Genomic DNA, 12839 nt, shown 5'->3' with positions numbered 1-12839 from the left:
CGCGGCCCGGTCAGACCCGCCCGACCTGGTAGTCGCCCTGGTCGCTGGTCACGACGACGGGGACCTCCACCTGCTCGCCGTCGACGACGGCCTGGCAGGTGAACTGCGTGCCGGCCGACACCTCGACGTCCTCCGGGCAGGCGATCGCGCCGACCTGCAGGCCGTAGTCCTGGGTGAGGACCTGGTTGACCCCGGCCTGCAGCGCGGTGCGGTCGAGCCGGTCGCTGCCGAGCACGCCCGCCCAGAACAGCGCGCCGACCACGAGCGCGGCCACCACCACGGCGCCGATCCCGGCCAGGACGTAGCGCCGCGTCCGCGACGGGGAGCGGACCGCGTCCCGGGAGACCCAGGGCTCGTCCTCACCGGGCCCGGGGTTCTGCCACGCGCCCGGACCGGACCCGCCGTCGGCCGGGACGGCCGCGGTGGTCTGCGCGTCGGCCCAGGGCGACCCGGGCGACGACGCGGGGACGGCGTCGGTGGGCGCTCCGGTCTCGGCGGCCCGACGACGGGCGCGGCGCCCGGTCGGGACGGCCCATCCGCCGTCGGTGCCGGTGTCGGAGCCGGCCTCGTCGCCCCACAGCGGCTCGCCGCGGGCCGGGTCCCCGGCGCCCCCGTCGTGGGCGGCCCAGCCGCCGGTGTCGCCGCTGTGGCGTCCGCCCGCGGGCGGGACGGCGTCCCAGCCGCCGGTGCCCTGCGCGGGTGCGCCGCCGGCGTCGTGGGCGGCGCCGGGGGCGGCCCAGCCGTCACGGTCGTCGCGGTCGGGGGACCAGGCTCCGGTGGTCTCGGGGTCGGCGCCCCACCCGCCGGGAGGTGGCGTGCCCCAGGCGGGGATCTCCCCGGTCCGCTCCGCGGCATCCTCGGGATGCCGGTCCGGTCCCTGCGGGTTGCTCATCGCCTACTCGTCCGCCCGTCTCTCTCGTCGTACCGTCGTGACTACTGGTGCTGCTCGTGACTGCTGGTGCTGCTCGTGACTGCTGGTGCTGTTCGTGACTGCTACTGCATACCGGCCGCGACCACGCCGCGCCGAACCGCACCGGAGGCCCGGTGGGCCGCCTTCCCGACCGTGCTCGACCGCCCGGCGACCCCGGCGATCTGGTCGAGCAGGTCGAGGACCTGCCGGGTCCAGCGTACGAAGTCGCCCGCGGACAGCTCGTGCCCGTTCCGTTCGGCCGCCTCCAGGACCTGTGCCAGGGACTCGCCGCGGGCCCACCGGTGCATGGGCCAGGCGAAGGCCAGGTCGGGTGCGCGGGTGCGTTCGGCCTTGTGCCGGCGCTGGTCGGCGTCGAGCTCCTCCCACAGCCGCACGGTCCGCTCCAGCGCGTCGGACACCGGACCGGTGGGCAGCCGCGGCATCGGCGCGTCGTCGCGGCGGGACTCGTAGACCAGCGCCGAGACCACCGCGGCCAGCTCGTCGGGCTCCAGGCCGTCCCACGCGCCGTGCCGCAGGCACTCGGCGGCCAGCAGGTCCGACTCGCCCCACAGCCGGGCCAGGACCCGGCCGTGCGCGGTGATCTCCTCCTCGCCGGGCTCGGCCTCCCCGGCCGGGACGAGGTAGCCGCGCTCGGCGAGCAGCGCCCGGATCCGGTCGAACGCCCGGGCCAGCGAGTGCGTCGTGGCCCGCACCTTCTGCCGCAGCGTCTCGGTCTCCCGCTCCAGCCTCGCGTGCCGCTCCGCCCAGCGGGCGTGCGCCTCGCGGTCGTCGCAGCCGTGGCAGGGGTGCGCGCGCAGGGCCCGTCGCAGTGTCGACAGCTCCGGGTCGTCCTGCACCCCGGGCCGGCGACGGCGCCCGAGGGCGCGCCCCTCCCCCAGCCGGGAGGCACGCAGCGAGGAGGCCAGGTCCCGGCGGACCTGCGGTGACCGGTGCTCGACCCGCTTCGGCAGCTTGATCCGGCCCAGCACCTCCACCGCGTCCGGGAAGTCCGCCGCCGACAACCGTCCCGCCCAGCGGTCCTCGGTGCACACCAGCGGCCGGACCTCGGCGTCGCGGCCCGCGGCCGACACCGCCCCGATCCCCGGGTCGAGCACCACGGCGATCCCGGCGCGCTTGCCCGAGGGCACCGCGATCACGTCGCCGGGGCGCAGCTCGCGCAGCGACTCCGAGGCCTCGTCGCGGGCGGCGACGGTGTTCTGGCGGCGCAGCGACTTCTCCCGGTCGGCGATGCGCCTGCGCAGGTCGGCGTACTCGGCGAAGTCGCCGAGGTGGCAGCTCATCGCCTCCCGGTAGCCGTCCAGGGCCTCGGTATTGCGGTCGATCCGCCGGGCCAGCCCGACCACCGACCGGTCCGCCTGGAACTGCCCGAAGGAGCGTTCCAGCAGCTCGCGGGCGGCGTCGGTGCCCAGGCGCCCGACCAGGTTGACCGACATGTTGTAGACCGGCCGGAACGAGCTGCGCAGCGGGTAGGTGCGGGTGGAGGCCAGCCCGCCGACCTGCTCCGGGTCCATGCCGGGTGCCCACAGCACGACGGCGTGGCCCTCGACGTCGATCCCGCGGCGCCCGGCGCGCCCGGTGAGCTGGGTGTACTCGCCGGGGGTGAGGTCGACGTGGGCCTCGCCGTTGTACTTGACCAGCCGCTCCAGCACGACGGTGCGGGCGGGCATGTTGATTCCCAGCGCCAGGGTCTCGGTGGCGAACACACAGCGCACCAGGCCGGCGACGAACAGCTCCTCGACGGTCTCCTTGAACGCCGGCAGCAGCCCGGCGTGGTGGGCGGCGACGCCGCGTTCGAGGGCCTCGCGCCACTCCCAGTACCCGAGCACGCCGAGGTCGGCCTGCGGCAGGTCGCCGGTGTGCTTCTCGACGATCCGGCGGATCTCGTCGACCTCCTCGGGCACGGTCAGGCGCACCCCGGCCCGCACGCACTGGCCGACCGCGGCGTCGCAGCCGGCACGGGAGAAGACGAACGTGATCGCGGGCAGCAGCCCCTCGCGGTCGAGCCGGTCGATCACCTGCACCCGCGACGGCGGCCGGAACCCACCGCGCGACGGCCCGCCCCCGCGCGGCCCCCGCCCGACGACGGCCGTGGAGTCGGTCTTCCCGCCCCGGGTGCGGCCGCGCTGCGGACCACCCCGGCCGCGCGGCCCGCGATCGCCCGCCCGGTCCGGGCCGCGTGAGGTGGTGAAGTCCCGCCGCGCCATCTCGCGGGTGTAGCGGACCAGCTCCGGATCGACGACGACCTCACCGGGCCCGCCGGGAGTGCTCCGCTCACCGAACATGTCGAACAACCGGTTCCCGACCATCATGTGCTGCCACAGCGGCACCGGGCGGTGCTCGTCGACCACCACGCGGGTGTCACCGCGGACCTCGACCAGCCAGTCGCCGAACTCCTCGGCGTTGCTGACCGTGGCGGAGAGCCCGACGACCGCGACGTGCTCGGGCAGCTGGAGGATGACCTCCTCCCAGACCGCGCCGCGGAACCGGTCGGCCAGGTAGTGGATCTCGTCCATCACCACGTAGCCGAGGTGGTCCAGCCGCCGGTTCGCCGCCTTGTCGGAGTCGGCGTAGATCATGTTGCGGAGCACCTCGGTGGTCATCACGACCACCTGGGCGTCACCGTTCACCGCGGTGTCACCGGTGAGCAGGCCGACCGCGTCCGCGCCGTAGCGGGCGACCAGGTCGGCGTACTTCTGGTTGGACAGCGCCTTGATCGGCGTGGTGTAGAAGCACTTGCGGCCCTCGGACAGGGCCAGGTGCACGGCGAACTCACCCGCGACGGTCTTGCCGGCGCCGGTGGGCGCACAGAGCAGGACGCCGTGGCCGTCCTCCAGGGCCTCGCACGCCTCGCGCTGGAACGGGTCCAGGTCGAAGGGCATCAGACCGGTGAACTCGGCCAGCCGCGGATAGGCGGCGCGGGCCTTCGCCGCCGCGTACGCGGCGGCCGGGTCGGCGGCGGAACCATTCACGGCCCCAGGCTGTCACACGGCACCGACACCCTGCTCCGTCACAGGGTGAGCCGGGCCACGTGGCACCGCCGGCCTACTCCGGGTGGGCGAACTCCGCCTCGACGATGTCGGGGTTGATCTCCGTGCCGTGGTGCTCACCGCGGCAGATCGCGGCCATCAGGCCGTCCTTCTCGATGTCGAACACGTGCAGCGGCAGGCCGTGGTCGCGGGCCAGGATGAACGCGGTCTGGTCCATCACGGCCAGCCGGCGCGACAGGACCTCGTCGTAGGGCAGGCGCTCGTAGCGGCGCGCGTCGGGGTTGGTGCGCGGGTCGGTGTCGTAGACGCCGTCGGTGCCGTGCTTGGCCACCAGCAGCGCGTCCGCGCCGATCTCCAGGGCGCGCTGCACGCTCGGGTAGTCGGTGGTGATGAACGGCTGCCCGTTGCCGCCGGAGAAGATCAGGATCGCGTCCTTCTCCAGGTGCCGCTTGGCGCGCAGCCGCAGGAACGGCTCGGCGACGGCGTTGATCGGGATCGCCGTCATGACGCGGACGTTCTCCTCACCGCCCGCGGAGAGCTTCCCGCGCAGCAGGAGACCGTTGATCACGGTGCCGAGCATGCCGATGTTGTCGGCCTCGACGCGGTCGATCCCCCAGGTCTCGGAGCGGTTGCCGCGGAACACGTTCCCGCCGCCGACGACGACCGCGACCTGCACCCCCAGCGCGCGCATCTGCCGGATCTGGTCGGCGAGGTGGGACAGGGCCTGCGCGGAGAACCCGAAGCCGTCGGCACCGGCCATCGCCTGTCCGCTGAGCTTGATGACCACCCGGTTGTACTTCATCTGTCCCGACCCGCTCCTCAGTGCCGCCCGACCCGATCCGGGGGGCAAGCCTACGGAGCCGTGCCGGGCGGGGCCGCGGGGGGATCCGCGGCCCCGCCCCGGTCAGGTGATGTCGTCGTAGCGGGGCGGCCCGGGGACGGTCCCGTTCGTCACGGCACCCCCGGTGCGGCCGTTCCCCGCACCCGCGGTGCCGCCGTCCGGGGCAACGACGGGTGCCCGGGTGGTCGACACCGGCGCGGGGGGTTCGATCCGGGACGGCTCGATCCGGGACGGCCCCTCGATCGGCGACGGCGTGGTGTCCAGCGGCGAGGGCTCGTCCGGGTCCAGGGAGTCCCAGCCCTCGGCGGCGCGACGGCGGGCCCGGCGGCGGTCGGTGATCCGGCAGACCTGGATGGCACCCTCGAACAGCAGGGTCAGCGCGAACGCCAGCGCCAGCATCGAGATCGGGTCCTGGCCGGGCGTGGCGATCGCGGCGAAGCAGAACAGCCCGAAGATCAGCCCGCGCCGGGAGCGGCGGAGCATGTCGTAGGACACGACCCCCGCCGCGTTGAGCGCGACGACCAGCAGCGGGATCAGGAAGCTGACCCCGAAGATGACGATCAGGTTCACGACCAGCGAGAAGTACGACGTGCCGGTCAGCGCCGTCGTCTGGATCTCACTACCGATGGTCAGCAGGAAGCCGAGCGCCTGCGGGATGATCAGGTAGGCCAGCACCGCGCCGGCGACGAACAGCACCGCGGCCACCGAGACGAAGCCCAGCGCGTAGCGGCGCTCCTTCTTCAGCAGGCCCGGGGTGATGAAGCCCCACAGCTGGTAGAGCCAGATCGGGCAGGCCAGGATCACCCCGGCCGTCGCCCCGACCTTCAGGCGCAGCATGAACTGGTCGAACGGGGTGGTGCCGAGCAGGGTGCAGGCGTTCGGGTCGGCCGTCAGCGACGCGCGCGCCGAGGGCGGCAGCGAGCAGTACGGCTCCTTGAGCAGCTCACCCAGGCTCGGGAAACCGAAGAACGAGACCTCGAACCAGATGTAGCCGAACACCGTCGTCACCACGATCGCGGCGAGCGAGATGCCGAGCCGGTTGCGCAGCTCGTAGAGGTGCTCGATCAGGGTCATGGTCCCGTCGGGGTTGAGCCTGCGCTTCCGACGGAACGGCGCCTTCACGGGAGGAGGTGCCTCAGGCGGTCGGACCGGCGGGCCGGTCGGTGGCCTGTGCCGGCGGCTGCTGCGGCGTCTGCTGCGGGGCCGGGGTGGTCTGCTGCGGCGCCGGTGCGGCGGCGGGCAGCTCCTGGGCGGGCTTGGGCTCCTCGGTCTGCCGGCTGCGGGCGTCGTCGTCCTTGAGGCCCTTCATCTCGCCCTTGAACACGCGGGCGGACTGACCGACCGACCGCGCCATCTCGGGCAGCTTCTTCGCGCCGAACAGCAGGAGCAGAACGGCGATGATGATCAGCCACTCGTAGCCACCGGGCATGGGTCCACCTCGCGTCGATCGGGCCGGGTCGACACCGAGTGTAGACACGGGCGAATCGGTCGCCCGGTCCCCCCGTCCCGGGACGTGGCTCCGGTCACCCGGTGTTCATCCCGTCGTCGTCATCCTGTCGCATTCCCCCTCGCGGGGCAGTCGGGGTGACTCAGGGTGATGCGTCGGCGATCCGGAGGGCCTCACGGGCCCGTTCGCGCACCGCCGTCGCCAGCTCCGGGGGCTCGACGATGCGGGCCGCGCCACCGAGCCCCAGCACGAGGCGGACCAGCCAGTCGTCGTCGGCGAAGCGGAGCAGCACCCGCAGCCGGTCGTCGCCGCCCGCCGCGGCGGGCACCGGGTCCGGCGCGCCGGGCGGCGGGTCGCCCTCGACCAGCTCACCGGCGCCGGTGCGTACCTCGTCGACCGGGTAGTACTCGGCGACCCAGTGCGCGTCCGGGTCGAGCTCCAGGACCGCGTACCGGTGCTCGGCGCGCGGGCTGAACAGCCCGTGCGAGACGTCGACGGGCCGGGCCTCGGGATGGGCGCGGGCCGGTTCGTCGAGCTCCTCGGCCTGCTCCACCCGGTCCAGGCGGAACATCCGCACGTCCTCGGCGCGGCGGCACCACGCCTCCAGGTAGCCGCGCCCGCCGCTGACGACCAGCCGCATGGGGTCGACGTCGCGGCGGGAGACCGCGTCACGGCCCGCGGTGAAGTAGACGATGCGCAGCGCGCGCCCGCGGTCGAGCGCCCGGCGCACGACGGCGGTGGTGTCGCGCTCGCCGATCCCGGACTCGACGGTGACCAGACCGCCCGGACCGGCAGCCTCCCCCACCGCGGCCTCGACCTTCGCGATGGCCCGCCCGACGGCGTCGGAGTCGACGACCCCGGCGGTCTGGTGCAGCATCCGCAGCGCGACGAGCAGCGCGGTCGCCTCGGTGGTGGTCAGGCGCAGCGGCCGGGTCAGCCCGGCGTCGAAGACGACGTCGACGGTGTCCCCGGCGAAGGACAGGTCGACCAGGTCACCCGGCCCGTAGCCGGGCAGCCCGCACATCCACAGCAGCTCCAGGTCCTTGCGCAGCTGCCGCTCGTCGACGCCGAAGTCCGCGGCGGCCTCGGCGACCGGCACCCCGGGGTGCGCCCGCAGGTAGGGCACCAGCGACAGCAGCCGGGGCAGGCGCTGGGCGACGCCCTGGCGGCTCACGTGCGGGTCCCGAGGGCACCGGCACCGAGCGCGGCCTCCCACAGCTCGCGGACCGCGCGGGCCAGCTCCGGCGGGTCGAGGACGGCGACGTCCGGGCCGTGCCCGGCCAGCCACCGCGCGACGGTGCCCCGGTCGCGCAGGTCCAGCTCGATCTCCACGCCCGGCCGTCCGGCGTGCTCGCGTGGCCCGCGCTCGCGGCCGGTGCGGCGCAGCCCGGCCGCGCGTCCCGCCGCGACCCAGACCCGTGCGGTGCCCGACACCGGCTGCGGGCCCGCCGAGGCACGCACCAGCGCCCGCAGGTCGACACCGTCGGGCACGGTGACCGCGCCCTCCGGTCCGACGGCACGCACCGGGCCCTCGACGCGGGAGAGCCGGAAACAGCGCACGTCGTCGCGGTCGCGGTCGTGGCCCACCAGGTACCAGCGGCCCCGGAACGACACCACGCCCCAGGGCTCGACGGTCCGCCGCACCAGCTCCCCGGTGGGGCCGCCGCGGCGGTGGTGGAAGGTGACCACGCGGCCGGTGCGCACCGCGCCCAGCAGCGGCGCGAGGGCCGGCTCACCCGCGGCGGCGCCCGGCCGGATCGCCGCGGCCGGGGTCTCGGCGACCTCGACGCCCGCGGCGCGCAGCTTCACCAGCGCCCCGTGCGCGGCGCCGGCCAGCTCCGGGGAGTCCCACAGGTTCCCGGCCAGCGCGACGACGGTCGCCTCGTCCGGGTCGAGGTGGATCTCGCCGAGCTCGTAGTCGGCCCGGGCGATCCGGTAGCCCTCGACGGTGTCGAACACCGAGTTGTGGCCGGTCTCCAGCGGCACGCCCAGCTCACGCAGCTCCGCCTTGTCCCGCTCGAACATCCGGAAGAACGCCTCGTCGCCGGCGCCGTCGGCGTAGCCGGGGACGATCGACCGGATCCGCTCCGCGGACAGGTACTGGCGCGTCGACATCAGGCAGAGCACCAGGTTGACCAGTCGCTCGGCGCGGGCGGAGGACACGACGGGCATCGTAGCCAGGCCGGACGGGACGGATCGGGCGCCCCGGGCCGCGGGCACCCGGGACCGCGCCGGGGTGTCTCATCCTGCGACAGGGTCGTTGACGGCGGCGCGTGTACGGAAAAGGCTCGACCCCGGGTGCGGCGCCGCGGCCGTACCGGCACGTGGAGGTGGCGCATGTCCGGTGAGCAGGAGACGTTCAACCCGTGGACCGTGGTGAACCTGGTGTTCCACCACCTGGCCGACCAGGGTCTGCACCCGGTGCTCGGCGAGACCGGGGACCCGGCCGCGGCCGCGACCGGGCTGCTGCGGTCGATGGGGGTCGCCCCGGCGCCGGAGAAGGCGGGTCCGGCCGACCCGGAGGTACAGGACGAGCTGGCCGAGCTGCGCCGCCGGATCATGCCCGGGATCGAGTGACCCGGCAGCGGTGATCTAGTTTGCGCTCCGCACCGGACGGACCGGTCCGCGAGGAGGGGCGCCGATGGAGCAGCAGACCGAGCGCGCGATCGTGCAGCGGCAGCTCGAGGAGCTGCACCGTGCGGTCGGGAGCCCCGGCGGGGTGCCCGACGGGCGGGTCGTCGCGTACTACCCGCCGTCGATGGCCGGGCAGGCGCAGCTGTTCGGGCTGGCCGCCACCGACATCGAGGGCACCCAGTGGGAGGTCGGCGACGCCGGGGTCCGCTTCCCGCTGCACTCGATCTCCAAGGTGTTCACCTACGGCCTGGCGCTGGAGGACAACGGCCGTGAGGAGGTCCTGCTGCGGGTCGGGGTCGAGCCCTCCGGCGACCCGTTCAACTCGATCAGCTTCGACGAGGTCAACCACCGCCCGTTCAACCCGATGATCAACGCGGGGGCGCTGGTCGCGGTGAACCTGGTGCACGGCGCCACCAAGGAGGAGAAGGTCGAGCGGCTGCTGACCCGGCTGCGGATCTACGCGGGCAACCCCGACCTGGCCGTCGACGACGACGTCCTGGCCGAGCAGCTGGTCTCCAACGACCGCAACGTCGCGCTGTCGTACCTGATGCGCAGCCTGGGGTGCTGCACGGCAACATCGAGGACAACCTGTACGTCTACCTGGCGGCCTGCTCGGTGACCGTCACCGCCGCGGAGCTGTCGACGATGGCGGCGACCCTGGCCCGGGGCGGGGCGAACCCGTTCACCGGGGTGCCTGCGCTGCCCCGGACCTACACCCGTGACGTGCTCAGCGTGATGAGCATGTGCGGCATGTACGACGCCGCCGGGCAGTGGGCCTACGAGGTCGGGATCCCGGCCAAGTCGAGCGTGTCCGGGGCGATCCTGGCGGCGATCCCGGACGCGATCGGGGTCGGCGTCTACTCCCCCGGGCTGGACCGGCACGGCAACTCGGTGCGCGGGGTCGCGGTGTGCCGCGAGCTGTCCGACCGGTTCGGGCTGCACGTGTTCGCCGACCCGTCGGAGTCGCGGCTGGGCCGGATCGTGCGCCCGGGCCGGCGGGAGGAGGCGACCGAGATGTACCCCTCCGGCGACGGCTGGCTGCCCGACGGGCTCTAACGATCCGGCGCGGCGGACGAGTCCTCTGCGGGACATCGTCGTCGACACCGGGAGCAGGGCACGCATGGCCACGTTGGACGTCGTCGCGGACCGGGCGCTGCGCCGGGCCGGGGCCATCCGGTTCCACCGCCGCCACCGCGGGGAGGCTGCGGCGCTCCTCGCCGCGATCGAGGCCGAGCGCGGTCCGTCCGACCCGGCGACGACCCGGGCGTGCGACGCCTGGGCCGGCGACGTGCTGGGGTGGCGCGGCTACGCCCCCTGGCTGCGGGTCTACGCCGCGGTGGCCGGGGGGTTCCGGGAGGGCTGGATCCCCGACAACTACTACGGCCGGGTCGTGCTCCCCGCCGTGCAGGGGCCCTACGGCGAGGTCTCGAAGCTCAAGCCGCTGTCGCGGCGGCTGCTGCAGTCCGACCTCATCGCCGACGTCGCCTACTGGGTCAACGGCGGCCTCTACGACCGCGACCTGCGCCACCTCGACCGCGCCGGGCTCGCGTCGGTGCTGTTCGCCGGCTCCGACCGGGCGGTGTTCAAGTCCGACGACTCGATCCAGGGCGCCGGGGTGCGGGTGCTGCACCGGTCGGGGTTCGACCCCGCCGAGCTCGGCGGGCTGCCGTCGGGGGTGTTCCAGAGCTGGGTCGACCAGCACCCGCTGCTCGCGGGGTTCACCCCGGGCTCGGTGGCGACGATGCGGGTCACCACCGTCGTGACCGACGACGGCGCCGCCTCGGTCCGGGCCGCCTACCTGCGGTTCGGGCGCGCCGCCGACACCCACGTGCGCTCCGCCAGCCACGTGCGCGTCGCCGTGGACACCACGACCGGCCGGCTCGCCGACCACGGCCTGACCCCGCGCTGGACGCGCGTCGACGCCCACCCCGACTCCGGCGCGGGGTTCACGGGGACCACCGTGCCGGGCTTCGACGGGTGCGTCGCCGCGGTGCTGCAGCTGCACCGGGGGATGCCGTTCGCGCGCTGCGTCGGGTGGGACCTGGCCGTCGACGCCGACGAGCGGCCCGTCGTACTGGAGTGGAACGCCGGGCACAACGACATCAAGTTCTCCGAGGCCACCCAGGGTCCCTGCTTCGCGGACATGGGCTGGGAGCGGCTGTGGCGACCCGCGGCCCGGATCCCGGCCCCGCGGCGGCCCGGGCCGTAGGTCCGGTGACCGGACGCCCCGGTGGCGTCGCCGAGCCGGGCCCGGGGATTCCGGGTGCGCCCGGCCCGCGGGGTCCGGCACCCTGCGGGGCATGGACACCTACCGGCGACCGGACGTGCCGGCCGCCGTGTTCCACGACGCCACCGGCGCGGTCGTCCCGTACGGGAGCCGCTGGGGTCCGGACGGCCCGCCGGAGGACAGCTACTCGGTGGTGACCCACTCCGAGCGGTTCCGGCCGCTGCACACCGTCGCCGACGCCGTCGTCGCGCACCTGGCCGCCCGCTACGACGTCGATGTCGAGCACGAGGACGACCCCGCCCGGGAAACCCCGGTCGCGGTCCGGGTGACGACGCTGCGCCCGCGCGCCCCGGACGCGGCCACGGTGACGCTGGTCCGGACGGGCTTCCCGGGCGTCGTGGTCCGGGCCGGGCACCTGCTGTCCGCGCACCTGCCGCCGTGCGGGTGCGACGCCTGCGACGACACCTGGGAGCAGGTCGCCGACGAGCTCGAGCACACCGTCGCGGCGGTCGTCGCCGGGACGTTCCGGGAGTGGTGCACCCGTCGCGACGGCGTCACGTGGGTCGGGCACGCGCTCGGACCGCACCGCGGCAGGTCGTCGTCCGGGGAGACCGTCGCCGGCACCACGTCCGACGGCCGTGGGGCGACCGCGTGCGCGGGCCCGGGTGACGATCCGGTCGTGTGGGCGCCCTGGCCGCTGCGCCACGCCTGAGCCGCGCGCTCGCTACGGTGCGTCCGGACACCCCCGACGAAAGGGACACCGATGGTCGCGCAGGCCGAACGCGAACTGGTCCAGCAGCAGTTCGAGGACCTCCGCAGCACCTGCACCGCCGGCAGCGGCATCCTGCTGCCCGGCGAGGAGGTCGTCAGCTACTACCCGCCGGAGATGGAGGCCCGCGCCGAGGAGTTCGGCCTGGCCGGCACGAACGTCGACGGCACGCAGTGGCAGGTCGGCGACTGCGACGTCCGCTTCCCGCTGCACTCGATCTCCAAGGTCTTCACCTACGGCGTCGCCCTGGAGGACAACGGGCTGACCGAGACGCTGCGCCGGGTGGGGGTCGAGCCGTCCGGGGACCCGTTCAACTCGATCACCTTCGACCAGGCGGGCAACCGCCCGTTCAACCCGATGATCAACGCCGGGGCGCTGGTCGCGGCGAACCTGGTGCAGGGCGCCACGAAGGAGGAGCGGGCGGGGCGGCTGCTGGAGCGCAACCGGCTGTTCACCGGCAACCCGTCGCTGGAGATCGACCAGGACGTGCTGGACGAGCAGCTGGTCTCCAACGACCGCAACCTCGGGCTCTGCTACCTGATGCGCAGCCTGGGCATGCTGCACGGCGACATCGACGACACCCTCTACGTCTACCTCGCCGCCTGCTCGATCACGGTGACCGCGCCGGAGCTGTCGGTGATGGGCGCCACCCTGGCCCACGGCGGGGTCAACCCGCTGACCGGCGAGCGCGCACTGCCGAGCGAGCACCTGCGCACCGTGGTCAGCGTGATGAGCATGTGCGGCATGTACGACGCCGCCGGCGAGTGGGCGCACGACGTCGGCATCCCGGCCAAGAGCGGGGTGTCCGGCGGGATCATGGGGGTGCTGCCGCGCTGGTTCGGGCTCGGCGTGTACTCCCCCGGCCTGGACCGGCACGGCAACTCGGTGCGCGGCGTCGCGGTCTGCCGGGAGCTGTCGTCGCGGTTCGGGCTGCACGTGTTCGCCGACCCGCAGGAGTCGCGGTTCGGCCGGATCGCCCAGCCCGACTGAGCCGTACCCCGGG

11 protein-coding genes and 1 pseudogene are annotated in these 12839 nt (G+C 74.5%); 5 read left to right on the top strand and 7 right to left on the bottom strand.

From position 1 onward, the window contains the following. Window positions 1-10 precede the first annotated feature (10 nt). The 7 genes from KPF22_RS32700 to KPF22_RS15420 form a co-directional block, all read right to left on the bottom strand. Entirely contained in the window at window positions 11-892 is an 882-nt protein-coding gene (locus KPF22_RS32700; RefSeq protein WP_208823714.1) for a DUF4333 domain-containing protein, read from the bottom strand. Window positions 893-993: 101 nt separating this feature from the next. Continuing rightward, window positions 994-3900, bottom strand: coding sequence for an RNA helicase (locus KPF22_RS15445; RefSeq protein WP_224402486.1), 2907 nt, complete (start codon window positions 3898-3900; stop codon window positions 994-996). A 73-nt stretch (window positions 3901-3973) separates the two neighbouring features. Next, window positions 3974-4720, bottom strand: a complete 747-nt coding sequence (pyrH, locus tag KPF22_RS15440) for a UMP kinase (protein ID WP_062395067.1) — start codon at window positions 4718-4720, stop codon at window positions 3974-3976. Window positions 4721-4822: 102 nt separating this feature from the next. Further along, window positions 4823-5833 (bottom strand): twin-arginine translocase subunit TatC, encoded by a 1011-nt coding sequence (gene tatC / locus KPF22_RS15435; protein ID WP_208823771.1) that lies wholly within the window; start codon window positions 5831-5833, stop codon window positions 4823-4825. 61 nt (window positions 5834-5894) lie between these two features. Further along, a complete protein-coding gene (gene tatA / locus KPF22_RS15430; protein ID WP_224402485.1) occupies window positions 5895-6188 on the bottom strand; it encodes a Sec-independent protein translocase subunit TatA in 294 nt (97 codons plus the stop codon). Window positions 6189-6348: 160 nt separating this feature from the next. After that, window positions 6349-7380, bottom strand: coding sequence for a YafY family protein (locus KPF22_RS15425; RefSeq protein ID WP_062395072.1), 1032 nt, complete (start codon window positions 7378-7380; stop codon window positions 6349-6351). Continuing rightward, window positions 7377-8369 carry a YafY family protein gene (locus KPF22_RS15420; RefSeq protein ID WP_224402484.1) on the bottom strand — a complete coding sequence of 331 codons (993 nt, stop codon included), beginning with the start codon at window positions 8367-8369 and terminating at the stop codon, window positions 7377-7379. The genes KPF22_RS15425 and KPF22_RS15420 overlap by 4 nt, the downstream gene beginning before the upstream one ends. Before the next feature lie 174 nt (window positions 8370-8543). Here KPF22_RS15420 and KPF22_RS15415 point away from each other — a divergent pair, with 174 nt between their 5' ends. The 5 genes and pseudogenes from KPF22_RS15415 to glsA (KPF22_RS15395) all read left to right on the top strand — a co-directional run bounded on the left by KPF22_RS15415 (window position 8544) and on the right by glsA (KPF22_RS15395) (window position 12826). Further along, window positions 8544-8783 (top strand): hypothetical protein, encoded by a 240-nt coding sequence (locus KPF22_RS15415; RefSeq protein WP_208823721.1) that lies wholly within the window; start codon window positions 8544-8546, stop codon window positions 8781-8783. Between the two features lie 64 nt (window positions 8784-8847). Then, window positions 8848-9896, top strand: a pseudogene (gene glsA / locus KPF22_RS33630) (glutaminase A). A 64-nt stretch (window positions 9897-9960) separates the two neighbouring features. Further along, on the top strand, window positions 9961-11049 hold the full coding sequence (locus tag KPF22_RS15405; protein ID WP_305080332.1) for a sugar-transfer associated ATP-grasp domain-containing protein: 1089 nt from the start codon (window positions 9961-9963) through the stop codon (window positions 11047-11049). A 91-nt stretch (window positions 11050-11140) separates the two neighbouring features. Beyond that, window positions 11141-11779: a DUF6226 family protein gene (locus KPF22_RS15400; RefSeq protein WP_224402483.1), complete on the top strand. Its 639-nt coding sequence runs from the start codon at window positions 11141-11143 to the stop codon at window positions 11777-11779. Window positions 11780-11830: 51 nt separating this feature from the next. Next, a complete protein-coding gene (gene glsA, locus KPF22_RS15395; protein WP_224402482.1) occupies window positions 11831-12826 on the top strand; it encodes a glutaminase A in 996 nt (331 codons plus the stop codon). Window positions 12827-12839 lie beyond the last annotated feature (13 nt).

The sequence above is a fragment of the Pseudonocardia sp. ICBG1034 genome (genome assembly GCF_020131375.1).
Classification (GTDB): domain Bacteria; phylum Actinomycetota; class Actinomycetes; order Mycobacteriales; family Pseudonocardiaceae; genus Pseudonocardia; species Pseudonocardia alni.
Note: the sequence above shows the minus strand (reverse complement) of the source record. Positions and strands in the feature narration are given on the sequence as shown.

Bases quoted from the DNA above. Each gene is read 5' to 3' on its own strand.
- glsA (WP_224402482.1), top strand. From the start codon at position 11,831: ATGGTCGCGCAGGCCGAACGCGAACTGGTCCAGCAGCAGTTCGAGGAC.
- KPF22_RS15415 (WP_208823721.1), top strand. From the start codon at position 8,544: ATGTCCGGTGAGCAGGAGACGTTCAACCCGTGGACCGTGGTGAACCTG.
- KPF22_RS15400 (WP_224402483.1), top strand. From the start codon at position 11,141: ATGGACACCTACCGGCGACCGGACGTGCCGGCCGCCGTGTTCCACGAC.
- KPF22_RS15405 (WP_305080332.1), top strand. From the start codon at position 9,961: ATGGCCACGTTGGACGTCGTCGCGGACCGGGCGCTGCGCCGGGCCGGG.
- tatC (WP_208823771.1), bottom strand. From the start codon at position 5,833: ATGACCCTGATCGAGCACCTCTACGAGCTGCGCAACCGGCTCGGCATC.
- pyrH (WP_062395067.1), bottom strand. From the start codon at position 4,720: ATGAAGTACAACCGGGTGGTCATCAAGCTCAGCGGACAGGCGATGGCC.
- KPF22_RS32700 (WP_208823714.1), bottom strand. From the start codon at position 892: ATGAGCAACCCGCAGGGACCGGACCGGCATCCCGAGGATGCCGCGGAG.
- tatA (WP_224402485.1), bottom strand. From the start codon at position 6,188: ATGCCCGGTGGCTACGAGTGGCTGATCATCATCGCCGTTCTGCTCCTG.